The organism is Frigoribacterium sp. Leaf164, from assembly GCF_001423665.1.
Lineage (GTDB): Bacteria > Actinomycetota > Actinomycetes > Actinomycetales > Microbacteriaceae > Frigoribacterium > Frigoribacterium endophyticum.
On record NZ_LMOX01000001.1, the window covers coordinates 597,100 to 623,180 of the forward strand.

Here is a 26,081-nt window from a genome sequence, read left to right on the forward strand (position 1 = left end):
TGTGACCAGTGCACGGCTCACGCATGGCGCCACCACAGCCGCCTCATAGGAATCCCTCGATACTGGGGAAGGTGACCACTTCGACCCCCGCCACCGCAGCCGCCCCGAGACTCACCCGGGCCGACGGATCGCCCCTCCGCGTCCTCGTCGTCGACGACGAGGCCAGCCTCACCGACCTGCTCTCGATGGCGCTCCGCTACGAGGGGTACGACGTGAAGGCGGCCGCCGACGGCCAGGGCGCGCTCGCCCTCGCCCGCGAGTTCCAGCCCGACGCCATCGTGCTCGACTGGATGCTGCCCGACATCGACGGCATCCAGGTGCTCGGCCGGCTCCGTCAGGGCGGCGACGACACCCCCATCCTCTTCCTCACGGCGAAGGACAGCGTCGAGGACCGCGTCTCGGGGCTCACCGCGGGCGGCGACGACTACGTCACGAAGCCCTTCTCCCTCGAGGAGGTCGTCGCCCGGCTGCGCGGCCTCATCCGCCGATCCGCCTCCGCGATCAGCGAGCACGGCGACTCGCGGATCGTCGTGGGCGACCTCGTCCTCGACGAGGAGAGCTACGAGGTGTCGCGCGCCGGCCGCGAGGTCGAGCTGACCGCCACCGAGTTCGAGCTGCTGCGCTTCCTCATGCGCAACCCGCGTCGCGTGCTGAGCAAGGCGCAGATCCTCGACCGGGTCTGGAGCTACGACTTCGGCGGCAAGTCGAGCGTCGTCGAGATCTACATCTCGTACCTGCGCAAGAAGATCGACGCGGGCGAGGAGCCCATGATCCACACCGTGCGCGGCGTCGGCTACGTCATCAAGCCCACGTCGTGAGCGACGCGCTGCCCGCCCGGGTCGGCGGGCGGCTACGGGGGGCCCTCGGCCGGGTCCCCGCCCCCGGGGCCCCGCTGACGCTCCGCAACCGGCTGATCCTGAGCATCGTCGCCCTCGTCGTGCTGCTCACGGTCGTGATCGGCGCGGTGAGCGTGGTGGCGCTGCGCGGGTCGCTGATGAACCAGCTCGACGCCGACCTGTCGCAGGCCGTGCAGCGCGCGGTCGCCGGGTCGGGCCCGGGCACGGGCGGCCGGCCGACGGTCTCGCCCGACTACGAGGACCTCAGCGGGCCCCGTCAGGCTCCCGGCACCTTCACCGCCCTCCTCCAGGGCGACAGCGTCGTGCAGGTGCACATCGACGACGACGGCCAGGTCACGACGCAGACGAGCACCTCCGACGACACGGCGGTGCAGCGGGTGGCGCAGTCGGCCGTGCCGGTCACCGCCGACCTCGGCGGCGACCTCGGCAGCTACCGCCTGCAGGCCGTGCCCGTGCAGATCCGGACGAGCTCCGCCTCCGTCAGCACGGTCGTCGCGGCGACGCTGGTGGTGGGCCTGCCGACCGACACCGTGTCGCGCACGGTCACCAGCCTCGTCACGATCATCGCCCTGGTCACGCTCGTCGGGCTCGCCCTCGCGGTCGTCATCGCCTACGGCGTCGTCCGGTACGCCCTCCGCCCGCTCGAGCGGATGACCGACACGGCCCTCCGCGTCGCGGAGCTGCCGCTCGACCGCGGCGAGGTCGCCCTCGCCGAGCGCGTCGCCGAGCCCGACGCCGACGTCCGCACCGAGGTCGGGCGCGTCGGCGCGGCCTTCAACCGCATGCTCGGCCACGTGGCCGGAGCGCTGGAGGCGCGTCAGCAGAGCGAGAACAAGGTGCGGCAGTTCGTCGCCGACGCCTCGCACGAGCTCCGCACCCCGCTCGCGTCGGTGCGCGGCTACGCCGAGCTCACCCGGCGCATGGGCACCGACCTGCCGCCGGACGTCGTCTACGCGATGGGCCGGATCGAGTCGGAGGCCGTCCGCATGACCTCGCTCGTCGAGGACCTCCTCCTGCTCGCACGCCTCGACGAGGGCCGCGACCTGGTGGTCGGCGACGTCGACCTGACCCGCGTCGTGCTCGACGCCGTCAACGACGCCCACGTCGCCAGCGACTCGCACCCCGTCGACGTCGACCTGCCCGACCGGCCGGTCGTCGTGCCGGGCGACGCCATGCGCCTCCACCAGATCGTCGCGAACCTGCTGACCAACGCCCGCACCCACACCCCCGACGGCACGAGGGTGCACGTCGCGCTCGGCGTCGACCCGTCGGGCAGCCAAGCGCTCGTCACGGTGGCCGACGAGGGCCCCGGCATCGAGCCGAGCGTGCTGCCGGTGCTCTTCGAGCGGTTCGCGCGCGCCGACAGCTCGCGGTCGCGCACGGCCGGGTCGACCGGGCTCGGCCTCGCCATCGTCGAGGCGGTCGTGCACGCCCACGGCGGGCACGTCTCGGTCGAGAGCAGCCCCGCGGGTGCCGTCTTCACGGTGCGCCTGCCGCTCGAGGGGCCGGCGGAGCCCGACGCGGCGGCGACGTCGCGGGCGACGGGGCCGATGACCGGGTCCGCGCCGGGGCAGGGGCAGGGGCAGGGCGAGGAGGCCCGACTTGCGCGAGCGTGAGTCGTGCGTCTACTCTGTACCCAGCCCAAGACCGCCGGTTGTCATCGCCTGCGCTCAGCCTCGCTGAGACAGACGGAGACCGAAGGTTCTCGAGAGAGAGCGACCAGCGCAGGTGTGTGAAGTCGTTCCTCTTCTCGAAGAGACTCAGCTCCGTGCGCCCGCGCCGGAGCTTTTTTCTTTGCCCCGGCACCGATCTCGGTGTCGTGGGCCTCGAGGTCCCGGGGGCTGCCGGCACACCCACGTTTAGGAGAGCCATGGCGAACAAGGAAGCATCGGTCGCCGAGCTCACGGAGAACTTCCGTGACTCGACCGCCGTCCTGCTCACCGAGTACCGCGGTCTCACTGTCGCTGAGCTCAAGGAGCTCCGCAAGTCCATCAGTGCAGACGCGACGTACGCCGTGGTGAAGAACACGCTCAGCAAGATCGCGGCCAACAACGCCGGAATCAGCTCGTTCGACGACGAACTCGTCGGGCCTTCTGCGATCGCCTTCGTGCACGGTGACCCTGTCACCGTCGCCAAGAGCCTGCGTGACTTCGCCAAGGCACACCCCGCTCTGATCGTGAAGAACGGTTACTTCGACGGTAACCCTCTCTCGGCAGACGAGGTCAACAAGCTCGCCGATCTCGAGTCGCGGGAGGTGCTGCTGGGCAAGCTGGCCGGCGCCTTCAAGGCTTCGCTCTTCGGTGCTGCTTACCTGTTCCAGGCTCCGCTCTCGCAGGCCGTCCGCACGGTCGAGGCGCTGCGCGCGAAGCAGGACGCCGACAGCTAACAGCTGTCGTCGCAACCACCACCACTTCAAGAACACAACAAGGAGAACACCATGGCGAAGCTCACGCAGGACGAACTGATCGAGGCCTTCAAGGAGCTCACGCTCATCGAGCTCAGCGAGTTCGTGAAGAAGTTCGAAGAGGTCTTCGAGGTCACCGCTGCGGCCCCCGTCGCCGCCGCCGGTGCCGCCGGCCCCGCCGCCGCTGCCGAAGAGGTCGAGGAGAAGGACTCCTTCGACGTCGTCCTCGACTCGGTCGGCGACAAGAAGATCCAGGTCATCAAGGAGGTCCGCGCGCTCACGAGCCTCGGCCTCGGCGAGGCCAAGGCCGTCGTCGACGGTGCGCCCAGCACCGTCCTCGAGGGCGCCAACAAGGAGACCGCCGAGAAGGCGAAGGCTCAGCTCGAGGCTGCCGGCGCCACCGTCACCCTCAAGTAGTCGGCGGGGCCCACGGCCCCACCGCTCCTGCACCACAGCAGAAGGCGTCGCCCCTCGGGGCGGCGCCTTCCGCCGTTCCCGGGGGCACTGCGGCGGCACCCGGGGCCGTCTCGCGGTCCGGGCAGCCGGGAGGCCCCGGGCAGCCGGGAAGCCCCGCGAAGCCGGGAGGCCCCGCGAAGCCGGACGGGCTAGGAGGCGCGGCCCACGACGGAGTGCCGACGCCCGTACCCGAGGTACACCGCGGTGCCCACGACCATCCAGAGCGCGAAGGCCACCCAGGTGACCCAGCCGAGCGTCACCATGAGCAGCACGCACGCGGCGAACCCGAGCACCGGCACGACCGGGTAGAGCGGCACGCGGAACGTGCGGTCGAGCTCGGGCCGGTTGCGCCGCAGCCAGATGACCGACACGTTGACCAGCGCGAACGCGAAGAGCGTGCCGATGCTCGTGGCGTCGGCCAGCGCGCCGAGCGGCACGAGGGCCGCGGTGAGGGCGACCGCCCCGCCGACGATCAGCGTGCCCGCCACGGGCGTGCGCGTGCGCGGCGAGACGCGGCCCAGCACGCGCGGCACGAGTCCGTCACGGGCCATGGCCACGAAGATGCGGGTCTGGCCGTAGAGCACCGTCAGCACGACGCTGGCGATGGCGGCCACGGCCGTCACGGCGAACAGGAAGGCCACCCACGGCTGGCCCGTGATGTCGGCCACGATCGTCACGAGGGTCGCCTCGCCGTCGGTGAACTCCGTCCACGGCCGCGCGCCGATCGCCGCGACCGCCACGAGCACGTAGAGCACGGTGATGATCACGATCGAGGCGATGATGGCCCGGGGCAGGTCGCGCCGGGCGTCACGGGCCTCCTCGCCCGCCGTCGAGGCCGCGTCGAAGCCGATGTAGGAGAAGAACAGGCGGGAGGCGGCGGCCGAGACCCCCGCCGCGCCCATCGGGGCCAGGGGCTCGAAGTTGCCCGAGCGGAACGCCGAGAAGGCCACGACGACGAAGAAGACCAGCAGCCCGACCTTGACGACGACGAGGACGGTGTTGACCCAGGCCCCCTCGCGGGCGCCGGGCAGCAGCACGACGGTGGCGAGCAGCACGAGCACGGCCGCGGGCAGGTTGAGCAGGCCGCCGGCCCCGGGCGGGTCGGCGAGGGCGGCCGGCAGGGCGAGGCCGACCACGTCGAGCGCCTCGTTCACGTACTGGCCGGCCCCGACGGCCACCGCGGCGACCGACACCGCGTACTCGAGCACGAGGCACCAGCCGCAGACCCAGGCCAGGCCCTCACCGAGCGTCGCGTAGGCGTAGCTGTAGCTCGACCCGGAGACGGGCACGCTGCCGGCCATCTCGGCGTACGAGAGGGCGCTGAGCAGCGCCGCGACGCCGGCGAGCACGAAGGCCATCCAGACGGCGGGGCCGGCCAGGGGCACGGCGGTGCCGAGCACCACGAGGATCCCCGTGCCGAGCGTCGCGCCGATGCTGATCGCGGTCAGGTGCCAGACGCCGAGGGTGCGTCGGAGCGCCGGCTGGCCCGAGGCCTCCTGGTCGTCGGCGAACGACTCCAGGGGCTTGCGGCGGCGCAGCTGGACGCCCAGCGAGGGGCGGACGGAGGGCGCGGGGGAGGAGGGGGCGACGTCGTCAGGCACCCGCGAGAGGTTACCGCACGGCCGGCCCGCGACTCCCGCGCCCGGTCACGGCCCGGCCGGTCCCGCTCGGGCCGATCCGCGCCTCCCGCGGTCAGTCCGCCTCGACGTCCAGCCCGAGCTGTCGGACCCGCGCCATCGCCTCCCGGCGCGACGTGGCCTGCAGCTTGCGGTAGATGCTCCGCACGTGGCTCTTCACCGTGTTGACGGAGATGTAGAGCTGGTTGCCGATCTGGCCGAGGGTCTGGCCGGTGGCCAGGTGCCGGACGATCACGAGCTCGCGGTCGCTGAGCGGCTCAGCCAGCTCGTCGACCGCGTCGCCCGTGGCGCCGCGCAGGCGGTCGAGGGCCCCCTGGATGACGTCGGGCTGGTCGCGCTGCGCCGCCCGCGACGCGAGGTGGTCGAGCGTCTGCACGGGCAGGGTCGCGAACGGCCAGAGCGAGCCCATGCGCGCGACGGAGAGCAGGGCGCGGTCGAAGGCGATGTCGGCCCGGCCGCCGTCGCCGGTCAGCGCGTGCGCCGCCGCGGCGATGGCGTGCACGTGGCCCATCGTCCGCTCGGTGTGCAGGTCGCCGAGGGCGAGACAGCCCTCGAGGGCGTCGAGCGCCGCCTCGGGTTCGCCGGCCTGGAGGTGCACGAGGGCCAGCACGCGGCTCGGGCAGAGCACGTGGCGGTCGCTCGGCGCGAGCGGGGCGGCGAGGCGACGGGCCTCCTGCGGCTGGCCGAGCGCGCGCATCGTCTCGGCGCGCAGGGCGGCCACGGACGACGGCACGACGGGGTGGCCCGTGAAGCCCTGGGTCAGTCGCGTGATCCGCCCGAGGTGGTCGAGCAGCTCGATGTACCGCTGCTCGACGAGGCAGACGTGGGCCTCGGCGAGCCAGCCCAGCGCCTCCCAGTCGCTCCCGCGCGACGACTCGCGCACGGCGGCGACGATCTGCTCGACCTCCGCGAGGGGCCGGTCGCGCTCGAGGGCCACGTGCAGCCGGGTGATCTGCGCGAGCGCGCCGAACGAGCTGACCAGGAGGTCGGTCCCGGCGGCGAGCTGCTCCGCGTGGGCGACGTGCTCGTCGGCGACGGCGAAGTCGCCGAGCAGCATCGCGACGTAGGCGAGGGCGGAGAGGCACTCGACGCGCTCGGCGGTGCTCAGGTGCTCCTCGCCGAGGCCGGCGGCGAGGCCCAGGGCGAAGAGGGCCTGGTCGTACTCGCCGTAGTGGACGCGGATCAGCCCGAGCTGGAGGCTGAACGAGGCGCTGAGGCCGATGCGGGCGCTGATCGCCTGCGCGAGGTCGGTCTCGATCATCGTGCGGGCGATCTCGAGGTGCTCGTGCGCGACGACGAAGTTGCCGAGGGTGCGCAGCGTGGCCGCGAGGTGGACGTGGTAGCCCGCCCGGACGTCGAGGCCCAGGGTCGGGTCGGCGTCGATGGCCTTGGCCACGCCGCGGAACCACGGCAGCGCGGCGCTGGCCGAGCGCGAGCCGACGGAGCGGTGGCTGGCCGCGAGGGCGAGCAGGATGCGGGGCCGGGAGCGCCACTCCTCCTCGGGGAAGGAGCGCACGGCCTCGCGGAGGCGGGCGCCCTGCACGGGCGCGATGCGGCTCCAGCCGTCCTCGATGGCGTCGAGGGACGCCCGGTGGTCGGTGAGCTGCAGCTCAGCGCTCGGGGGTGCGACGGACGTGTCGTCAGGCGTGTTCACGGGTCCTACCTCTGCCACATCGGGTAGTTCTCCGTCGGGTACGGAGAATGCGGCCACGGGGTGCGGTGAACCACCCCGGAGCCCATCCTAAACTGAGTGTTCTTCCTGGTCACTGCGAAAACGTCGGCCGACCCGAACTGGGGTGGGCAGAAAGGTCGTTCGTCGGCGTGGCGAGGCCCCGGGAGGCGGTGGTCCGGCGGTGTCGTCGGCACGGCGTACCGTGACGGCATGAGCAGGACGAACTCGGTCGCCGCGGGCGGCGTCCGCGGCGGCGGCCGCATCTCGAGCGGCGACGCGCAGGCGCAGAAGGCCGCGAACGCCGCGGCGCCGCGCATCCCCGACCTCTTCCGGCGCATCCGGGGCCTGTTCGACCCGTACCGCCGGGCCCTCGTCGTCACGGTCGTCCTCGTGCTCATCGGGGCCGCGATCAGCGTGCTGCCCCCGCTCTTGACGAAGCAGGCGTTCGACCTCGGGCTCTTCCCCGCGGGCGGCCCCGACGTCCCCGTGCTGCTGGAGCTCGTGGGCGCCATGGTGCTGCTCTGGGTGCTGAGCGCCGGCATCGGCGTGTGGCAGACCTGGCTCACCGCGACGGTCGGCAACCAGGTGATGGGAGCCCTCCGCATCCGGCTCTTCGGGCACCTTCAGCGGATGGAGCTGGCGTTCTTCACGCGCACGAAGACGGGCGTCATCCAGTCCCGGCTGCAGAACGACGTCGGCGGCGTGGCCAACGTCCTCAGCAACACGATCTCGAGCGTGCTCGGCAACACCGTCACGGTGATCGCGGCGTTCGTCTCGATGCTCGTGCTGAGCTGGCAGATGACGGTCGTGACCGTCATCCTCCTGCCGCTCCTCGTCGTCGCCCAGCGTCGGGTGGGCCAGGTGCGCGCGCGGATCGCCACGAAGACGCAGGAGTCCCTCTCCGACATGACCGCCATCACGCAGGAGGCGCTCAGCGTCAGCGGCATCCTGCTCGCGAAGAGCTTCAACCAGCAGCAGGCCGAGGTCGAGCGCTACTCGGCCGAGAACCGCACCCAGATCGGCCTCCAGGTGCGGCAGCAGATGAGTGGCCAGTGGTTCTTCGCCGTGGTCCAGATCTTCCTGTCGGTCATCCCCGCGCTGATCTACCTGGTGGCAGCCTGGCTCATCCTCCGCGACGTGCCCGTGACCGCCGGCACGATCGTCGCCTTCACCACCGTGCAGGCGCGCCTGACCTTCCCGCTGATGGGGCTGCTCCGCGTGGCCCTCGACCTCCAGACCTCGGGGGCGCTCTTCGCCCGCATCTTCGAGTACCTCGACCTGCAGCCGGCCATCACCGAGACGGGCACGCCGCGGCGCGTCGACCGCTCGGCCCTCGGCCGCGTCGAGTTCGACGACGTCGTGTTCAGCTACCCCGACGCCGAGCCGGGCCAGAAGACCCTCCGCGGGGTCAGCTTCGACATCGAGCCGGGGCAGTTCGCGGCCTTCGTCGGGCCGAGCGGGGCGGGCAAGACGACGGTGTCGTACCTCATCCCGCGGTTCTACGAGGCGTCGTCGGGGGCGGTGCGCTTCGCGGGCACCGACGTGCGCGAGCTCGACCAGGAGGACCTCGTGGCGAACATCGGCATCGTCAGCCAGGAGACGTACCTCTTCCACGCGACGATCGGCGACAACCTCCGCTACGCCCGCCCCGACGCCACCGACGAGCAGCTCGTCGCGGCCGCGCGGCAGGCGAACATCCACGAGACGATCGTGTCGTTCCCCGAGGGCTACGACACGGTCGTGGGCGAGCGCGGCTACCGCCTCTCCGGCGGCGAGAAGCAGCGCATCGCCATCGCGCGCGTCCTCCTCAAGGACCCGGCCGTGCTGGTGCTCGACGAGGCGACGAGCGCGCTCGACACGGTGAGCGAGCGCGTGGTGCAGCAGGCGCTCGACGCCGCCGCCCGGGGTCGCACGACGATCGCCATCGCCCACCGGCTCTCCACCGTGCGCGCGGCGGACGTCATCTTCGTCGTGGCGGCCGGCGAGGTCGTCGAGCGCGGCACGCACGACGAGCTGGTGCAGCGAGGCGGGGTCTACGCCGACCTCTACGGCCAGCAGGTCGCCTCGGTCGAGGCAGGGGCGGGCTCCGTCCCCGCCGGCGCAGCCGGGGGCGCGGCGGCGGGGGAGGCCTAGGCGCGCGCTGCGAGCATCTGCTCCATCGCGTCGATGTCGCTCTCCTGGGTCATGATCATGCCCCGGGCGAAGTCGCCGACCTGACGGTCGTCGCTCCGGGCCAGCACGGCCTCGGCCATCTCGATGCCGCCCCGGTGGTGGGCGATCATCAGGGTCAGGAAGAGGCGCTCGGCGTCGACGCCGTCGGCCGCGCGCAGCTCGGCCATCTGCTCGGGGGTCGCGAGGCCGGGCATGGGGTCGCCCGGGGTGTGCGACGGCGCCGACGACCCGTCGGTCGGCGCTGCGCCGGCCGTGTGGTCGTGGTCGCCGTAGCTGCCGTCGAGGGTGGGCCGGGTCATCCACGTCATCGTGGGCTCCGTCGGCGCCTGCGAGTCGCCCCAGAGCTCGAGCCACGCGTACATCTGCCCGGCCTGCTGCGACTGCGCGGTCGCGATGTCGTAGGCGATGGTCCGCACGTCGTCCGCGTCGCTCCGGTCACGGACGGCCATGGCCATCTCGACCGCCTGCTCGTGGTGCACCTGCATGTCGCGCGAGAAGCCCGCCTCCACGCTGCGCTCGCCGGGCACGACCGGCGCCGGGGCGCTCAGGCGGCCGACGGCGACGCCGGCCACGAGCACGATCGCGAGGGCGAGCACCGCCGCGACCACGAGACGGAGCCGACGGGCCCCGGAGTCGCGGGGCGCGCCTCCCTGACCGGTCGCGTCGGAGCGCGTGGTGCCTTCGCCCGCGTCGGTCACGAGACCCGGCCGGGCCCGTCGACGCCTCCGCTGCACGCGGCACCGGGCTCGGGGGCGGCGCTGGACTTCCAGTACTTGGTGACGAAGTCGGCGACGGCCGGGTCGGCCGGGTCGTCGAAGGCGAGCTGGGCGCCCCAGGCGCTCACGTACATCGGGCTGTCCATGCCCTCGTACGGCGAGACCACGGAGTAGGTCGAGGGCGCCAGGTCGGTGACGGCGGCGATCTGGTCGTCCGTCACCTGTGCCGGGTCGTAGGTGAACCAGATCGCGCCGTGCTCCAGGTCGTGCACCGCGTTCTCGTTCGGCACCTGCTCGGTGTAGACGCCGCAGTTCATCCAGACGCCCGCGTGGTCGCCGCCGGCCGGCGGGGTCATCTCGTAGTCGACGGAGCCCGTGACGTGGTTCGCCGTCAGGTCGTCCCAGGTCTGCACGCCGGCGACGGTGATGTCGTCCGGGTCTTGCCGGGGCTGGCCGCTCGTCACGACGAAGGTGACGAGCAGGGCGACGGCCGCGGCGCCCGCGACGGCCGCGATCGAGATGCCCACGACCCGGTTGCGCTTCTGGACGGCCTGCTGGCGCTTCAGCGCCGCGACCTTCTCCTGGCGGCGGGCGTCGCGCTGCTGCTTGACGCTGGGCTTGTTCTTGTCGGTGCTGGCCACGGTGCTGGTCCTCTGCGATGGGGGATCGGTGGTCGGGTGTGGTCGTCGTCGTGCGACGCCGGACGAGCTCGCCGCTCCGGCGCACGCTCGTCTCCGCGAGACCAGTCTGCGTGACGGAGGCCGGGAGCACGAGGGCCCCGGCGCGGCCGGGGCCGCGGACGGTCGTGGATGCGTCACCGACATTCTCCCCAGGCCCGTCTGGGAAGAGCGTCCACAGGGCGCGTGTCGGCGAGGCCCGTCCCCGCCGCCCGTCGTCCACCGTCACACGTCGGAGGGCCGCCGGTAGACTCGGGGGGCGGGTGAACCTCCCGCCCCCGACCCTCACCACAGGCCCCGCCCCGTGCGGCGGCCACCGATCCGCGAGCCCCACGACGGCGGCGGAGAACCCGGAGACGCCGTGAAGTACGCCGAGACCGTCCTCGACCTGGTGGGCGACACCCCGCTCGTCAAGCTGAACAAGGTGACCGAGGGCATCACGGCCACGGTGCTGGTCAAGGTCGAGTACCTCAACCCGGGCGGCTCCTCGAAGGACAGGATCGCGACGCGCATCGTCGACGCCGCCGAGCGCGACGGCCTGCTCAAGCCCGGCGGCACGATCGTCGAGCCGACGAGCGGCAACACCGGCGTCGGCCTCGCCCTCGTGGCGCAGCAGCGCGGCTACCGCTGCGTGTTCGTGCTGCCCGACAAGGTCGGCGACGACAAGCGCAACGTGCTCAAGGCCTACGGCGCCGAGATCGTCGTGACGCCGACGGCCGTCGAGCCCAGCAGCCCCGAGTCGTACTACAGCGTCTCCGACCGGCTCGTCCGCGAGATCCCCGGTGCCTTCAAGCCGAACCAGTACGCCAACCCGGCCGGGCCGCAGAGCCACTACGAGACGACGGGCCCCGAGATCTGGCGCGACACCGAGGGGCGCGTGACCCACTTCGTCGCCGGCGTGGGCACGGGCGGCACCATCAGCGGAACCGGCCGGTACCTGAAAGAGGTCAGCGGCGGCGCCGTCCAGATCATCGGCGCCGACCCTGAGGGCAGCGTCTACAGCGGCGGGACGGGCCGGCCGTACCTCGTGGAGGGCGTCGGCGAGGACTTCTGGCCCTCGGCCTACGACCCCAGCGTCGTCGACCGGATCATCGCCGCCTCCGACGCCCGCTCGTTCGAGCTCACGCGTCGGCTGGCCCGCGAGGAGGGCCTGCTCGTCGGCGGTTCGTCGGGCCTCGCCGTGGCGGCGGCCCTCGACGTCGCCCGCGACCTCGGGCCCGACGACGTCGTCGTCGTGCTGCTGCCCGACGGCGGCCGCGGCTACCTCGGCAAGATCTTCAACGACTCCTGGATGCGCGCCTACGGCTTCAGCGAGAGCGTCGACGGGCGCACCGTGCGCGACGTCCTCGCCGCGAAGGAGAGCGAGCTGCCCGAGCTGGTGCACGCGCACCCCACCGACACCGTCCGCGACGTGGTCGGCATCATGTCGCGCTGGGGCGTCTCGCAGATGCCCGTCCTCACGGCCGAGCCTCCCGTCGTCATCGGCGAGGTCGTGGGCGCCGTCGAGGAGAAGGCGCTGCTCGAGCACGTCTTCACCGGGGCGGTCAGCATGGACGACACGCTCGACGGCGTCGTCGGGGCCGCCCTGCCGCTGATCGGCGTCAACGAGTCGCTGGCCGGGCTCCGGGCGTCGCTCGAGACCGCCGACGCCCTGCTCGTCACCGACGACGGCGCCCCCGTGGGCGTCGTCACCCGCCACGACGTGCTGGCCTTCCTCTCCGCCTAGGCCGCCGGCCCGGCCCGCCCCGGGCTCCGGCACCCCGCTCCCTCACCGACCTCCTGCTCACCCCGAAAGGCGCCCCATGAGCGACACCAGCTACGACCTCGGCTCCGCCGGCTTCTCCACCCGGGCGATCCACGCCGGCCAGCCCTTCGACCCCAGCACCGGCGCGGTCGTGCCGCCCATCTACCAGTCGTCGACCTTCGTGCAGGACGGCATCGGCGGGTTCCGCGGCGGCTACGAGTACGCGCGGTCGGCGAACCCGACCCGCGACTCCCTGCAGGAGCTCCTGGCCGCCCTCGAGGGCGGCACCGCGGCCTTCAGCTTCGCCTCCGGCCTGGCGGCCGAGGACGCGCTGCTCCGGTCGGTGCTGAAGCCCGGGTCGCGCATCGTGATGGGCAACGACGTCTACGGCGGGACCCACCGCCTGGTGAACCGGGTCTGGACCCCGTGGGGCGTCACGCTCGAGACGGCCGAGATGACCGACCTCGACGCCGTGCGCGCCGCCGTCCGCCCCGGCGAGACGGCCGTGCTCTGGGTCGAGACCCCCAGCAACCCGCTGATGAAGATCAGCGACATCGCGGCGCTCGCCGAGATCGGCCACGCGGCCGGCGCGCTCGTGGTGGTCGACAACACTTTCGCCTCGCCCTACCTCCAGCAGCCCCTCGCGCTGGGCGCCGACGTGGTCGTGCACTCGACGACGAAGTACATCGGCGGGCACTCCGACGTCGTCGGCGGTGCGCTCGTCGTGAAGGACGAGGCCCTGGCCGAGGCGATCGGCTTCATCCAGTTCGGGGCCGGCGCGGTCTCGGCGCCGATGGAGGCGTGGCTCACGGTGCGCGGCATCAAGACCCTCGGCGTGCGCGTCGACCGGCACTCGTCGAACGGGCTGGCCCTCGCCCGGGCCCTCGAGGCGCACCCGGCGATCGACCGTGTCTACTACCCGGGCCTCGAGTCGCACCCCGGCCACGAGCTGGCGGCCCGCCAGATGAGGGCCTTCGGCGGCATGATCTCGGTGTCGCTCGCCGCGGGCCCCGCGGCGGCCCGTCGCTTCGCGGAGTCGACGGAGCTCTTCCAGCTCGCCGAGTCGCTCGGCGGCGTCGAGTCGCTCATCGGCTACCCGACCGAGATGACCCACGCCTCCGTGCGCGGCACCGAGCTCGAGGTCCCCGACACCGTGGTGCGCCTCTCGGTCGGCATCGAGGACGTCGCCGACCTGCTCGCCGACGTCGAGCAGGCGCTCGACCGCAGCGCCTCCTGAGCACCGCGGCACCGGCCTAGGCTGGCCGCATGAGCACCGTCGCCCCCTCCGCCGAGCGCGAGGGCGGCGTCCTCTCGCGGCGGTACCTGCTGGCGACCCTCGGCATGGTGGCGCTGATCGGCATCGCGGCCTTCGAGTCGCTGGCGGTCACGACGGTGATGCCGGTCATCGCCCGCGAGCTCGACGGCGAGCAGCTGTACTCGCTCGCCTTCGCCGCCCCGTTGGCGACGGGAGTGGTCGGCATGGTGGTGGCCGGCAACTGGGCCGACCGCAGCGGGCCCCGGGTGGTGATCGTCGCCTCCGTGCTGGCCTTCGGGGTCGGCCTGGCGATCGTCGGCACGGCGCCCGGCATGGTCGTGCTGCTCGCCGGGCGGCTCGTCCAGGGGCTGGGCTCGGGCGCCGTCATCGTCGGCCTCTACGTGATGGTCTCGCGGCTCTACCCGCCGGCGCTCCACCCGTCGATCTTCGCGGGGTTCGCCGCGGCCTGGGTCGTGCCCGGGCTCGTCGGGCCGGTCGTCGCGGGCACCGTGGCGGAGACCGTCGGCTGGCACTGGGTGTTCCTCGGCGCGCTCGTGCTCGCGGTGCCCGCCTTCCTCATGATCCTGCCGAGCCTCCGTCGGGTCGGCCCGCCGGTCGTCGCCCCGGGAGAGCCCCGCGTCGCGTGGAGCGTCGGCCGCATCGCGTGGTCGGGGGGAGCGGCGCTCGCCGTGCTGGCGCTCAACCTCCTCAGCGAGCTGACCCTGGGGGCGGCCGCCGCGGTGGTCGTCGTGGCGGTCGTCGTGCTCGGCGTCGCGCTGCGGCCGCTGCTGCCCCGGGGAACGCTCCGGGCGGCCCCGGGCGTCCCCACCCTCGTGCTCCTCCGCGGCCTCGTGGGCGCCGCCTTCCTCGGCAGCGACGTCTACCTGCCCTACATGCTCTCGTCCGAGTACGGCTTCTCCGCCTCCGCGTCGGGCATCACCCTGACGCTCGGCGCCGTGGCCTGGGCCGGCGCGAGCTGGGCGCAGGGGCGCCTGGGCGCCCGGGTGCCGCAGCTGCTCGGCATCCGGATCGGCGTCGCGTTGGTCGTGGTCGGGGTGCTCTCGGCCGTGGCCTCGCCGCTCCTGCACCTGACGCCCGCCGTGGTCATCGTCGGGTGGTCGCTCGCGGGGGCGGGCATGGGGTTCATGTACCCCCGCTTCTCGGTCCTCGTGCTGCGGGGCTCGGGCGACGACGAGAAGGGCTTCAACAGCTCGGCGCTCACGATCGCCGACTCGTCGGGCTCCGCCGTGGCGCTCGCCGTCACCGGGGCGGCGTTCGTGCAGCTCGGCGGGGCCGCCGATCCGATCGCGTTCGTGGCGTGCTTCGCCGTCGCGCTCGCGGTGGCCCTGCTCGCCTTCGCGGTGACCGGGCGGGCCGTGCCGCGCGACGTGACCTGACCGGCCGCGGGCACCGCGCCTCCCCGGCCCGCGGTCGTCGTCGTCGGAGCAGCGCTGCATAATGGTCTCCGCGCGATGTGTACGGTCACATCGCCATCAGCGATGGAGCGACGTGAAACCTGAGGTCGACAAGGTGCGCGCTCCCAACATCCGCGACGTCGCGGCACTGGCGGGGGTCTCGTACCAGACCGTCTCGAGGGTGCTGAACGACAGCCCGAGCATCCGGCCGGCCACGCGGCAGCGCGTCCTCGACGTCATCGAGCAGATCGGCTACCGCCCGAACCAGGCGGCCAGGGCCCTCGTCACGAGCCGCTCCCGGGCGATCGGCGTGCTCACGCTGCAGAACGTCCACTTCGGCCCGCAGACCATGGTGAACGCCATCGAGCTCGAGGCGCGCGCGGCCGGCTACCGGCTCAGCATCGCGAGCACGACGCGCGCCGACGACGACGTCCGGGCCAGCGTCGACCTGCTGACCAACCAGGCGGTGGAAGCGATCATCGTCATCGCCCCCCAGCGCAAGTTCTTCGACGTGCTCGACCAGCTCGACCTCGGCGTGCCGATCGTCGCCCTGGACAGCACGCGCCGCACCACGGCCCACAGCCTCTCGGTCGACCAGCACGCCGGGGCCCGCCTGGCCACCCGGCACCTCATCGACCTCGGCCACAAGCACATCGTCCACGTCGCCGGCCCGCAGGACTGGATCGAGGCCGACGAGCGCATGCAGGGGTTCCTCTACGAGATGGGCGAGGCCGAGCTCTCGATCGAGCCGCCCATCCTCGGTGACCTCACCGCCGACTTCGGCTACCTCGCGGGCAAGGAGCTGCTGCGCCGCCGCGACTTCACGGCGGTCTTCTCCGCGAACGACCTCATGGCCGTCGGGCTGCTGCACGCGTTCCGCGAGGCCAGCGTCGACGTGCCGCGGGAGGTCAGCGTCGTCGGCTTCGACGACTCCCCGACGGCGGCGCACCTCTGGCCGCCGCTGACGACCGTGCGGCAGGACTTCGAGCTGATCGGGCGACGGGCCGTCGAGCTCGTCGTCTCCGAGCTCGAGGGCGGCACGGTCGTCGACCGCACGCTGGTCGCGCCCGAGCTGATCGTGCGCGGCTCCTCGGCCCGCCCGTGGTTCCTCTGAGGGCACCGCGTCGACGCTCCGCCCCGACCGCCGACGTCGCCCGCCCGCGGCGGTCGTGACACCGTTGTCGGCCGACGGTGACGGACCGGGGGGAGTCGCGCCCCGCCTCCCTCGGACCGGCGCGGATAACGGAACGGCAACGGCATTTGACAGCGGCCATGAGCGGGTCTAGCTTTGCTCCAGTCGCGGTGTGAACGGTCACATCCGGTGTCACAGGAGCCAGGTCGTCCGACCTGGCCGCCAGGCCCGGACAGCGACGAGTCAGGACGAGCCCGCCGCACCCGAGAGGGGCGGTCGGCCGACGAAGAGGTCGAACGTGGAGGTCAGTGTGCCCAGTGCACCGAACACGATGAGCGGGATCCCCGGGGGTGCCGGCCGTGGCCGTTGACTCTCCCGTCATCCTCGAGATGCGCTCCATCACCAAGGAGTTCCCGGGCGTCAAGGCGCTCGACGACGTGTCGATGCAGGTGCGTGCCGGTGAGGTCCACGCGATCTGCGGCGAGAACGGCGCCGGCAAGTCGACGCTGATGAAGGTGCTGTCGGGCGTCTACCCGTACGGCAGCTACAGCGGCGACATCGTCTACCAGGGCGACGTCATGCGTTTCCGTGACATCCGCTCCAGCGAGTCGCAGGGCATCGTCATCATCCACCAGGAGCTGGCGCTCATCCCCGAGCTCTCGATCACCGAGAACATCTTCCTCGGCAACGAGCCGACGAAGTTCGGCGGAGCCATCGACTGGCGCGCGGCGAAGACCCGTGCCGTCGACCTGCTGGCCCGCGTGGGCCTCGGCGACGACCCCGACACGGCGATCAAGAACCTCGGCGTCGGCAAGCAGCAGCTCGTCGAGATCGCCAAGGCGCTGAACAAGAACGTGAAGCTGCTCATCCTCGACGAGCCCACCGCGGCGCTCAACGAGGCCGACTCGCAGCACCTGCTCGACCTGATCCGCGGGCTCAAGGGCCGCGGCATCTCGTCGATCATGATCAGCCACAAGCTCAACGAGATCGAGGCGATCGCCGACTCGATCACGATCATCCGCGACGGCAAGACGATCGAGACGCTCGACGTCAAGGCCGACGGCGTCAACGAGGACCGCATCATCCGCGGCATGGTCGGCCGCAACCTCGCGAGCCGCTTCCCCGACCGCACCCCGAAGATCGGCGAGGTCTTCTTCGAGGTCAAGGACTGGTGGGTCCGCCACCCGCAGACCGCCGAGCGCTTCGTGTGCAAGGGCTCGAACATCTCCGTCCGCCGCGGCGAGATCGTCGGCCTGGCGGGCCTGATGGGCGCTGGCCGCACCGAGCTCGCGATGAGCATCTTCGGCCGCTCGTACGGCCAGTTCGTCTCCGGCCAGATCATCAAGGACGGCGAGACCGTCCAGATCAAGAACGTCTCCGACGCCATCGACAACGGCCTCGCCTACGTCTCGGAGGACCGCAAGGTGCTCGGGCTGAACCTGCTCGACGACATCAAGCGCTCCACGGTCGCCGCGAAGCTCTCCAAGATCTCGAAGGCCTCCGTCGTCAACACGTACGAGGAGCACTCGATCGCGGAGGAGTACCGCAAGAGCCTGCGCGTCAAGACGCCCACGGTCGACGAGGGCGTGGCCAAGCTCTCCGGCGGCAACCAGCAGAAGGTCGTGCTGGCGAAGTGGATGTTCACCGACCCCGACCTGCTCATCCTCGACGAGCCGACCCGCGGCATCGACGTGGGCGCGAAGTTCGAGATCTACAACATCATCAACCAGCTCGCGGCACAGGGGAAGGGCGTCATCGTCATCTCCTCCGAGCTGCCCGAGCTGCTGGGGCTCTCCGACCGGATCTACACGATCTTCGAGGGCACCGTCACCAACGAGATGGACGCGTCCGAGGCCGATGCCGAGACGCTCATGAGAAGCATGACTTCGAAGAAGAGGGAGAACGCCGCATGAGTGGCATCAAAGACCTGAAGAAGGTGTTCGGCGGCAACCAGTCGAACGCTCGCCAGTTCGGCATGATCGCGACGCTCGTCGTGGCCATCCTGATCTTCCAGTTCCTCACCGGCGGGCTCACGCTCGACCCGACCAACCTGATCGCCCTGGTCAGCCAGTACTCGTACATCCTCATCCTCGCCATCGGCATGGTGATGGTCATCGTGGCCGGCCACATCGACCTCTCGGTCGGCTCGGTCGCCGCCTTCAGCGGCATCATGGTCGCCACGTCGATGACGAGCTGGAACTTCCCGTGGCCCGTCGCCATCGTGTTCGGCCTCGTCGTCGGTGCCGTGATCGGCGCCTGGCAGGGGTTCTGGGTCGCCTACGTCGGGGTGCCCGCGTTCATCGTGACCCTGGCCGGCATGCTCCTCTTCCGCGGTGCGAACCAGTTCGTCGGCAACGCCGACACGCTGCCCGTGCCCGAGGGCTTCACGGTCATCGGCGCAGGGTACCTGCCCGAGTTCGGCCCGAACACGGGCTACAACAACGCCACGCTGCTGCTCGGCCTGGTGCTCGCGCTCGTCGTGGTCTACCGCGAGTTCCGCCTCCGCCGCGTCCAGCGCGCCATGGGCTCCGAGATGGCGCCCCTCTGGGTCAGCGTCCTCAAGCTCGTCGTGCTCGTCGGCATCATCGCCTACGCCGCGACCCTCTTCGGCGGCGGCCGCGTCGGCACCTCCTTCCCGATCTCGGGCATCATCCTCGGCGTGCTCGTCCTGGTCTACGGCTTCGTGACGCAGAACACGATCTTCGGCCGCCACATCTACGCGGTCGGCGGCAACTCGCACGCCGCCGAGCTCTCCGGCGTCAAGGCGAAGCGCATCAACTTCTTCGTCATGATGAACATGTCGGTGCTCGCCTCGCTGGCCGGCATGATCTACGTCGCCCGGGCCGGTGCCTCCGGCCCCCAGGACGGCCTGAACTGGGAGCTCGACGCGATCGCTTCGGTCTTCATCGGCGGCGCCGCCGTCGCCGGCGGCATCGGCACCGTGACCGGCTCGATCGTCGGTGGCTTCGTCATCGCCGTCCTGAACAACGGCCTCCAGCTCATGGGCGTCGGCTCCGACAAGGTGCAGATGATCAAGGGCCTCGTGCTGCTGATCGCCGTGGCCGTCGACGTCTACAACAAGAGCCAGGGCCGCCCGTCGATCACGGGCTTCCTCACCCGGGGCCTCCGCCGCGACAAGAACGGCGTCGCCGCTCCCGCCGACGGCGCCCTGGCGAGCAACCAGTCCGGCGTCGGCACGAGCCCGGAGAGCACCACGCCGGCCCTGCAGCCGAACGGCGACCTGAGCGACGTGCAGCGCCCGAAGGCCTCGACCCCCAACTAGACCCACCCGCGGACCGACCACCGACGGTCGGCTCCGCCTCCCCGGGCGGTCGTCACCACGACCGCCCCCCGCACCACCACGTGATCCCTACGAGAAAGTAGACACAGCATGCGCAAAATCGCGCTGGCGACCATGGCGGTCGCCGCAGCAACGACGCTGATCCTGAGCGGCTGCTCCAACTCCGCCCGCACCGACGCCGGTTCCGGCGACGCGGCGTCCGGCTTCGAGCAGGGCTCGACCATCGGCGTGGCGCTGCCCGCGAAGACCAGCGAGAACTGGGTCCTCGCCGGCGACCTCTTCACCGAGGGCCTCACCGAGGCGGGCTTCAAGCCCGACGTGCAGTACGCGGCCGCCTCCGGCACCGTCGCGAACCAGCAGGAGGAGATCCAGTCCATGGTCACCAAGGGCGCGAAGGTGATCATCATCGGCGCGGCCGACGGTGCCCAGCTCGGCACCCAGGTCAAGGCCGCCCACGACGCCGGCGCCGTGGTCATCGCCTACGACCGCCTCATCCTCAACACGGAAGACGTCGACTACTACGTCGCGTACGACAACTTCAAGGTCGGCGAGCTCCAGGGCCAGGCCCTGCTCGACGGCATGGCCGCCAAGAAGGCGGAGGGCCCGTACAACGTCGAGCTCTTCTCCGGCTCGTCCGACGACGCCAACTCGAAGGTCTTCTACGACGGCGCCATGAGCGTCCTGCAGCCGAAGATCGACGACGGCACCGTCGTCGTCGCCTCGGGCCAGACCGACATCAAGCAGACCGCGACCGACGGCTGGAAGGCCGAGAACGCCCAGCGTCGCATGGACTCGCTGCTCACCAGCACCTACGGCTCCACCGAGCTCGACGGCGTCCTGAGCCCCAACGACACCCTCGCCCGCGCCATCATCACCTCGGTGAAGCAGGCCGGCAAGACGGTCCCCGTCGTCACGGGTCAGGACTCCGAGGTCGAGTCGGTCAAGTCGATCATGGCCGGCGAGCAGTACAGCACCATCAACAAGGACACGCGCAACCTGGTCAAGCAGGCCATCGCGATGGTCTCCTCGCTGTCCGAGGGCGACACCGCCGAGACGAACGACGACGAGTCGTACGACAACGGCAGCAAGATCGTCCCGGCCTACCTCCTGCCCCCGCAGATCGTCACGAAGGACAACGCGGCCGAGGCCTACGCCAACGACCCGACCCTCGAGCCGCTGACGAAGTAGTCCCACCCGCAGCACAGCACCACAGCACCACAGCAGCGAGAGCCGATCGCCCCTCCGGGCGGTCGGCTCTCGTCGTCCCGGCCCCGGTACGGTGGTGCCGTGACCGGAGGCGCAGGGCAGGGCGGAGGCCCCGAGGAGGCGCGGGGCGGCCAGGCCGGCCCGCCCCGGTCGGTGCCCGTCACGGTCGAGCTGCTGCTCGCCTCGCCCCGCTCCCGCTACGTGGGGCGGCCCGCCGACGGCGCGGAGCCCGCCCTCGGGCCGGAGACGCCGAGCTCCGTCGAGGTCCGGGCCGGGCTGGGCATCGTCGGCGACCGCTACTTCGGCCGGGCCGCCCACCGCGGCGCTCAGGTGACCGTGTTCGCGGCGGAGTCCCTCGAGACGGTGGCGCGCCTCCTCGGGGTCGACGGGCCGCTCGACGCGGCGGCCACCCGGCGGAACGTCGTGCTGCGCGGCCTCGACGTCGACGCGCTGCGCGGCACGACGTTCAGCGTCGACTCGGGGGAGGGGCCGGTGCTGCTGCGCGCGACCCGCGCGGCGAACCCGTGCGCGTGGATGGACCACGAGCTCGCGCCGGGCGCCTTCCGCGCGATGCGGGGCCGCGGGGGCGTGCGCTGCGAGCCGCTCAGCGACGGCGTGCTGCGGCTCGGCCCGGCCGTCGTGCAGCTCGGGCTCGCCGACGACACGGGTCGGTGACGGCCCGGCTCAGCGACGGTGCGGCTCAGCGACGCCGGGCTCCGCGCTGACCCGCAGCGACGGAGCGTCGGTCAGCTCGGGGTCACTGCCACCAGCTGGGCACCATGGCGACGATGGTGTCGAGCAGGGTCTTGCGGCTGGTGCGCTTGCCGCCGAGCCAGGCCTCGACCGCGCCGACCAGGGCGTGGGCGAAGAACCCTGCCGCGATGTGCACCGAGAGGCCCTCGGGCAGGGCGCCCTCGGGCAGGCGCGAGATGTGCTGCAGCGACGAGGTCTCGAAGTGGCCGGCGAGGGCCTGGTGGATCGACGCGTCGAGGGGGTCGGGCAGCGCGAGGCGGTACATCTCGCGGTAGCGCACGACGTGGTCGACGACCTTCTCGACCCCGCGGCGGGTGATCTCCGCGCCGTCGGCGTCGGGCGCGGCGTCGCGGGCCGCGGCGTCGGCCGCCCGGATCGCGTCGAGCTCGGGGGTGATCACCGCGGTCAGCAGCGCGCCGGGGGAGGTGGCGTGGCTGTAGAACGTCGCCCGGTTGATGCCGGCGGCGCGGGTGACGTCGGCCACGGTGATGGTCGACACGGGCTGCTTCGACGCGAGGTCGACGATGGCCGTGTGCAGGGCCTTCGTGGTCTGCACGATGCGGGCGTCCACCATGGTGACCTCCAGTCGGTACGGGTGCTGGGGCCGAGCTTAGGGGGTCGCCGACGGTCGTCGCGCTAGCCGACATCGGGTGTCGGTCGGGGCTGTCGGAGCCCGCCCGCTCGCCGGTAGTCTCGACGAGGCGGCCCCGCGTCGACGGGCCGACCGCCGCCTCCCCCTCCCTCCTCACCGCCGGGAGCCCACGCCGTCCGCTCGAAACGATTCGAGCCCGGCGGGCCCGGCCGCCCGTCCCCTCCCTCCTCGACCACGAAGGCACCGCGTGACCACCGTCCTCCACCCCGGCGACGCCCTGACCCGCCGTCAGCGTCTCGTCTACGTGATCGTGCTCGGCGCGCTGACCGCGCTCGGCCCGTTCACCATCGACCTCTACCTGCCGGCGTTCCCGGCGCTCGAGGACGACCTGGGGGTGTCGACCGGGCTCGTCCAGCTCACGCTGACCGCGACGACGATCGGCTTCGGCGTCGGGCAGCTGCTCGTCGGCCCGTGGAGCGACAAGGTGGGCCGGCGGGCGCCGCTCATCGCCGCGACCGCCCTGCACGTGCTGGCGAGCATCGGCGCCGCCGCCGCGCCCGACATCGTCTGGCTCGGCGTCTTCCGGGTGCTGCAGGGCATGGGCGCCGCGGCCGGCGGCGTCGTCGCCCTGGCCATGGTGCGCGACCTGTTCGGCGGCCTGCCGCTCGTCCGGATGCTCTCGCGCCTCGCGCTCGTCAACGGCCTCGCGCCCATCCTGGCGCCGGTCATCGGCTCGCAGCTGCTCGCCTTCACGAGCTGGCGCGGCGTCTTCGTCTTCCTCGTCGCGTACGGCGCCCTCGTCATCGTCGCGGCGATGTTCCTCATCGTCGAGACCCTGCCGAAGGAGCGCCGCCACGAGCCCGGGCACTCGAGCCTCGGCCAGCGCTACCGGGTGCTCTTCGGCGACCGGGTCTTCGTCGGCGTCGCCCTGATCGGCGCGATGGTCTTCTCCGGGCTCTTCACCTACCTCTCGGCGTCGTCGTTCCTCTTCCAGGAGGTCTACGGCCTCGACGCGCAGCAGTACGGCTACCTCTTCGCCGTGAACTCGCTCGGCATCGTGGCGGGCGTGCAGATCAGCTCGCGCCTGGCACGGCGGTACGGTCCGCAGTGGATCCTCGCGGCGGCCACCGCCGTCCTGCTCGTCAGCGCGACCACCATCGTCGTGCTCGACTCGTTGCAGGTGGGCCTCCTCGGCATCCTCGTGCCGCTCTGGTTCTTCATCGCAGCCTGCGGGTTCACCTTCCCCCAGGTGCAGGTGCTCGGCCTGGCGAACCACGGCAAGGAGGCCGGCACGGCCGCTTCCCTCCTCGGCGCCCTCAACTTCGGCCTCGCGGGGCTCATCTCCCCGGTCGTCGGGTTCCTCGGCATCGGCTCCGCCGTGCCGATGGGCAGCGTGATGATCTGCACCTCCGTGGTGGCGATCGCCGCGCTGTGGCTGCTGGTGCGCCCTCGGACGGTGCCGGCCCTCGGGCACTGACCCGCGACTCCCCGGTACGTTCTGGGGATGACGACCGACCCGCTCTCGCCGAAGCCGCCGACCCCCGCCGAGGAACGGGTCGCCCGCCGCGTGCAGCGCCGGTGGTGGGTGGTGAGCGCCCTCGGCGCCATCGGGGTCGTGCTGCTGCTCGGCGTCGTCATCACGGCCCGGGCCGGCAGCCTCGGCATCGACGAGGAGTTCATGGGCGAGCTCGTCGAGCACCGCAGCCCGTTCTGGCAGGCGCCGGCGCTCGTCTTCAACGTGATCGGCGCGGGCGTGATCGGCGTCTTCGTCGTGCCGCTCGGGGTGGCGGCCGTGCTGCTGCTCCGGCGCCGGCCGTGGGCGGCCCTGTACTGGATCGCGTCGTGCGCCCTCAGCGCGGGCGTCGTGCAGGTGATCAAGCACACCTTCGGGCGGGCGCGGCCGGAGGAGATCCTCGTGGTGAGCGACTACGGCTCGTTCCCGTCGGGGCACACCGCCAACGCCGCGACGCTCGCCGTGGTGCTCGGGGTGATCCTGCGCCGCGCGTGGGTCTGGATCGCCGGCGTCGTCTACACCGTGGCGATGCTGCTGAGCCGCACGTACCTCGGGGCGCACTGGCTCACCGACACGGTCGGCGGCCTGCTGATCGGTGCAGGCGTGGCGGTCGTGCTCTGGGCGCCGGTGGCGCATCGGCTGCTCGCCGAGCAGGAGCGTGTGCGGGGCCGCGGCTGGGCCTGGCAGCACCGCGACCGTGCGGCGGTGACCTCGTGAGCGACGAGCTGGCCCGGGCCCGCGCGGAGGCCGAGGCCGCGGAGGCCGTCGCCGCCGCCGCCCGCGCCGCGGCGGACGCTGCCGTGGCCCGCGCCCGCGTGCTGGCGCTCGAGGCGGAGGCGGCCGGCAGCGCGGGGTCCGACGGCCCGCCCGCCCCGGCCAGCCCGGACAGCCCGGCCGTCCCGCCCGCCCCGCCCGCCGACGTGCCGGCCCCGGCGGCGGGCCCGCTCAGCGAGGCCGCCGTCGACGAGGTCCGCCGCGGCTACGCGTCGACCGGCCCCGTGCTCGAGATCGGCGCCCTCGTCAACGGCGAGGCCCGGCCCGACGTGCCCGTGCGGGTGCCCGTCGGCATGCTGACGCGGCACGGCCTCGTGGCCGGAGCCACCGGCACCGGCAAGACGCGCACGCTGCAGGTGCTCGCCGAGCAGCTCTCGGCCGCGGGCGTCCCGGTGTTCGCCGCCGACGTGAAGGGCGACCTCTCCGGCATCGCCCGCCCCGGCGCCCCGAGCGACGCGCTCCTCGACCGGACGCGGGGCATCGGGCAGGACTGGTCGCCCGAGGCCGCCCCGACCGAGTTCTTCGCGCTCGGCGGCGTCGGCACGGGCGTGCCCGTGCGGGCCACCGTCAGCGGCTTCGGGCCCCTCCTGCTCAGCAAGGTGCTCGGCCTCAACGACACGCAGGAGTCGAGCCTCGGCCTCGTCTTCCACTGGGCCGCCCGCGCCGGGCTGCCCCTCGTCGACCTCGCCGACCTGCGGAGCGTGCTCACCCACCTGGCCAGCCCCGCGGGCAAGGCCGAGCTGGCCGACCTCGGCGGCCTCAGCACCGCGACCGTCGGCGTCGTGCTCCGCGAGCTCGTCGCGTTCGCCGACCAGGGCGCCGACCGGTTCTTCGGCGAGCCCGAGATCGACACGGCGGAGTTCCTCCGCGTCGCCGCCGACGGCCGCGGCGTGGTCAGCCTGCTCGAGGTGCCCGGCGTGCAGGACCGTCCGGTGCTCTACTCCACCTTCCTCATGTGGCTGCTCGCCGACCTCTACAACGACCTGCCCGAGGTGGGCGACGTCGCGCTGCCGAAGCTCGTCTTCTTCTTCGACGAGGCCCACCTGCTGTTCCGCGACGCGTCGCGGGACTTCCTCGCGCAGGTGACGCAGACGGTACGGCTGATCCGCTCGAAGGGCGTCGGGATCGTCTTCGTCACGCAGACCCCGAAGGACGTGCCCGGCGACGTCCTCGCGCAGCTCGGCTCGCGCATCCAGCACCAGCTGCGCGCCTTCACGCCCGACGACGCCAAGGCCCTCCGCGCGACCGTCTCGACGTACCCGACGAGCGACTACGACCTCGCCGAGGTGCTGACCAGCCTCGCCACGGGGGAGGCGGTCGTGACGGTGATGAGCGAGCGCGGCGCCCCCAGCCCGGTCGCCTGGACCCGCCTGCGCGCCCCGCGCGGCTCGATGGCGCCGACCCCCGCCGACGAGATGGCGGCCGACGTCGCGGCCTCGCCGCTGAGCGCCGTCTACGGCACCGCGGTCGACCGGGACTCCGCCCGGGAGATGCTCGCGCGGAAGCTCGACGCGGCGGCCGCGGCCGACCGCTTCCGCGAGGAGCGCGAGGCCGAGCAGGCGGCGACGCAGGCCGAGTACGACCGTCAGCAACGCGAGTTCGAGCGGGCGGAGGCGACCGCGTCGCGGCGGGAGCGGCGCACGGGCTCGACCCGCGCCTCCGGCGGCTCCCGCACCTCGCGCTCCCGGAGCGACGACGGCGGGCTGCTCGACGATGTGCTCGGCTCGTCGGCCGGCCGCGCGGTCGTCCGCGAGGTGGTGAAGGGGATCTTCGGCACCCTCCGGCGCCGCTGACGCGCCCGGCCG

General features: G+C 72.5%; 21 protein-coding genes. 16 read left to right on the plus strand and 5 right to left on the minus strand.

All coding sequences use genetic code 11. The annotated features are described in order from the left end of the window. Positions 1 to 59: 59 nt before the first annotated feature. The 4 genes from ASF82_RS02745 to rplL all read left to right on the plus strand — a co-directional run bounded on the left by ASF82_RS02745 (position 60) and on the right by rplL (position 3,678). Complete coding sequence (locus ASF82_RS02745; RefSeq protein WP_235491201.1) at positions 60 to 818, plus strand: response regulator transcription factor; 759 nt, start codon at positions 60 to 62, stop codon at positions 816 to 818. Beyond that, positions 815 to 2,473 carry a cell wall metabolism sensor histidine kinase WalK gene (locus tag ASF82_RS02750; RefSeq protein WP_082514256.1) on the plus strand — a complete coding sequence of 553 codons (1,659 nt, stop codon included), beginning with the start codon at positions 815 to 817 and terminating at the stop codon, positions 2,471 to 2,473. Before ASF82_RS02745 ends, ASF82_RS02750 begins: the two co-directional genes overlap by 4 nt. Before the next feature lie 254 nt (positions 2,474 to 2,727). Continuing rightward, positions 2,728 to 3,243, plus strand: coding sequence for a 50S ribosomal protein L10 (rplJ, locus tag ASF82_RS02755; RefSeq protein ID WP_056053061.1), 516 nt, complete (start codon positions 2,728 to 2,730; stop codon positions 3,241 to 3,243). 51 nt (positions 3,244 to 3,294) lie between these two features. Then, positions 3,295 to 3,678: a 50S ribosomal protein L7/L12 gene (rplL, locus tag ASF82_RS02760; RefSeq protein ID WP_056053063.1), complete on the plus strand. Its 384-nt coding sequence runs from the start codon at positions 3,295 to 3,297 to the stop codon at positions 3,676 to 3,678. 188 nt (positions 3,679 to 3,866) lie between these two features. Here the strand turns inward: rplL and ASF82_RS02765 are convergent, their stop codons facing one another. Both ASF82_RS02765 and ASF82_RS02770 read right to left on the minus strand, forming a co-directional pair. Beyond that, complete coding sequence (locus ASF82_RS02765; RefSeq protein WP_056053065.1) at positions 3,867 to 5,318, minus strand: APC family permease; 1,452 nt, start codon at positions 5,316 to 5,318, stop codon at positions 3,867 to 3,869. Between the two features lie 91 nt (positions 5,319 to 5,409). Beyond that, positions 5,410 to 7,008, minus strand: a complete 1,599-nt coding sequence (locus ASF82_RS02770; RefSeq protein WP_056053068.1) for a LuxR C-terminal-related transcriptional regulator — start codon at positions 7,006 to 7,008, stop codon at positions 5,410 to 5,412. 228 nt (positions 7,009 to 7,236) lie between these two features. Between ASF82_RS02770 and ASF82_RS02775 the strand changes: the two genes are divergently transcribed. Further along, entirely contained in the window at positions 7,237 to 9,159 is a 1,923-nt protein-coding gene (locus tag ASF82_RS02775; protein WP_056053070.1) for an ABC transporter ATP-binding protein, read from the plus strand. Here the strand turns inward: ASF82_RS02775 and ASF82_RS02780 are convergent. Together ASF82_RS02780 and ASF82_RS02785 are read right to left on the minus strand one after the other, a co-directional pair. Beyond that, complete coding sequence (locus ASF82_RS02780) at positions 9,156 to 9,896, minus strand: DUF305 domain-containing protein (RefSeq protein WP_056053072.1); 741 nt, start codon at positions 9,894 to 9,896, stop codon at positions 9,156 to 9,158. The genes ASF82_RS02775 and ASF82_RS02780 overlap by 4 nt on opposite strands. Continuing rightward, positions 9,893 to 10,555 carry a DUF3105 domain-containing protein gene (locus ASF82_RS02785; protein WP_056053075.1) on the minus strand — a complete coding sequence of 221 codons (663 nt, stop codon included), beginning with the start codon at positions 10,553 to 10,555 and terminating at the stop codon, positions 9,893 to 9,895. Before ASF82_RS02785 ends, ASF82_RS02780 begins: the two co-directional genes overlap by 4 nt. A 397-nt stretch (positions 10,556 to 10,952) precedes the next feature. Here ASF82_RS02785 and ASF82_RS02790 point away from each other — a divergent pair, with 397 nt between their 5' ends. The 8 genes from ASF82_RS02790 to ASF82_RS02825 all read left to right on the plus strand — a co-directional run bounded on the left by ASF82_RS02790 (position 10,953) and on the right by ASF82_RS02825 (position 21,319). Further along, positions 10,953 to 12,317, plus strand: coding sequence for a cystathionine beta-synthase (locus ASF82_RS02790; RefSeq protein WP_056053080.1), 1,365 nt, complete (start codon positions 10,953 to 10,955; stop codon positions 12,315 to 12,317). 76 nt (positions 12,318 to 12,393) lie between these two features. Then, positions 12,394 to 13,572: a cystathionine gamma-synthase gene (locus ASF82_RS02795; protein WP_056053083.1), complete on the plus strand. Its 1,179-nt coding sequence runs from the start codon at positions 12,394 to 12,396 to the stop codon at positions 13,570 to 13,572. Positions 13,573 to 13,601: 29 nt separating this feature from the next. Continuing rightward, positions 13,602 to 14,987, plus strand: a complete 1,386-nt coding sequence (locus ASF82_RS02800; RefSeq protein WP_056053086.1) for an MFS transporter — start codon at positions 13,602 to 13,604, stop codon at positions 14,985 to 14,987. A 112-nt stretch (positions 14,988 to 15,099) separates the two neighbouring features. Beyond that, on the plus strand, positions 15,100 to 16,119 hold the full coding sequence (locus ASF82_RS02805) for a LacI family DNA-binding transcriptional regulator (RefSeq protein ID WP_056053090.1): 1,020 nt from the start codon (positions 15,100 to 15,102) through the stop codon (positions 16,117 to 16,119). A gap of 407 nt (positions 16,120 to 16,526) precedes the next feature. After that, on the plus strand, positions 16,527 to 18,050 hold the full coding sequence (gene mmsA / locus ASF82_RS02810; RefSeq protein ID WP_056055678.1) for a multiple monosaccharide ABC transporter ATP-binding protein: 1,524 nt from the start codon (positions 16,527 to 16,529) through the stop codon (positions 18,048 to 18,050). Further along, positions 18,047 to 19,420 (plus strand): multiple monosaccharide ABC transporter permease, encoded by a 1,374-nt coding sequence (gene mmsB, locus ASF82_RS02815; RefSeq protein WP_082514259.1) that lies wholly within the window; start codon positions 18,047 to 18,049, stop codon positions 19,418 to 19,420. Before mmsA ends, mmsB begins: the two co-directional genes overlap by 4 nt. Before the next feature lie 108 nt (positions 19,421 to 19,528). Continuing rightward, positions 19,529 to 20,626, plus strand: a complete 1,098-nt coding sequence (locus ASF82_RS02820) for a sugar-binding protein (protein ID WP_056053093.1) — start codon at positions 19,529 to 19,531, stop codon at positions 20,624 to 20,626. Positions 20,627 to 20,725: 99 nt separating this feature from the next. Beyond that, positions 20,726 to 21,319 (plus strand): MOSC domain-containing protein, encoded by a 594-nt coding sequence (locus ASF82_RS02825; RefSeq protein WP_235491145.1) that lies wholly within the window; start codon positions 20,726 to 20,728, stop codon positions 21,317 to 21,319. 82 nt (positions 21,320 to 21,401) lie between these two features. On the opposite strand, the gene ASF82_RS02830 is transcribed toward ASF82_RS02825, so the two are convergent. Next, the gene (locus tag ASF82_RS02830; RefSeq protein WP_056053096.1) at positions 21,402 to 21,971 is read right to left on the minus strand and encodes a TetR/AcrR family transcriptional regulator; all 570 of its coding nucleotides are present in this window, start codon (positions 21,969 to 21,971) and stop codon (positions 21,402 to 21,404) included. Between the two features lie 265 nt (positions 21,972 to 22,236). Here ASF82_RS02830 and ASF82_RS02835 point away from each other — a divergent pair, with 265 nt between their 5' ends. From ASF82_RS02835 to ASF82_RS02845, 3 genes are read left to right on the plus strand one after another with little or no spacing between them, the layout of a single operon-like run. Next, complete coding sequence (locus ASF82_RS02835) at positions 22,237 to 23,466, plus strand: multidrug effflux MFS transporter (RefSeq protein WP_056053098.1); 1,230 nt, start codon at positions 22,237 to 22,239, stop codon at positions 23,464 to 23,466. A gap of 27 nt (positions 23,467 to 23,493) precedes the next feature. Beyond that, a complete protein-coding gene (locus ASF82_RS02840) occupies positions 23,494 to 24,219 on the plus strand; it encodes a phosphatase PAP2 family protein (protein WP_056053101.1) in 726 nt (241 codons plus the stop codon). Continuing rightward, the gene (locus tag ASF82_RS02845; RefSeq protein ID WP_056053105.1) at positions 24,216 to 26,069 is read left to right on the plus strand and encodes a helicase HerA-like domain-containing protein; all 1,854 of its coding nucleotides are present in this window, start codon (positions 24,216 to 24,218) and stop codon (positions 26,067 to 26,069) included. Before ASF82_RS02840 ends, ASF82_RS02845 begins: the two co-directional genes overlap by 4 nt. Positions 26,070 to 26,081: the final 12 nt, after the last annotated feature.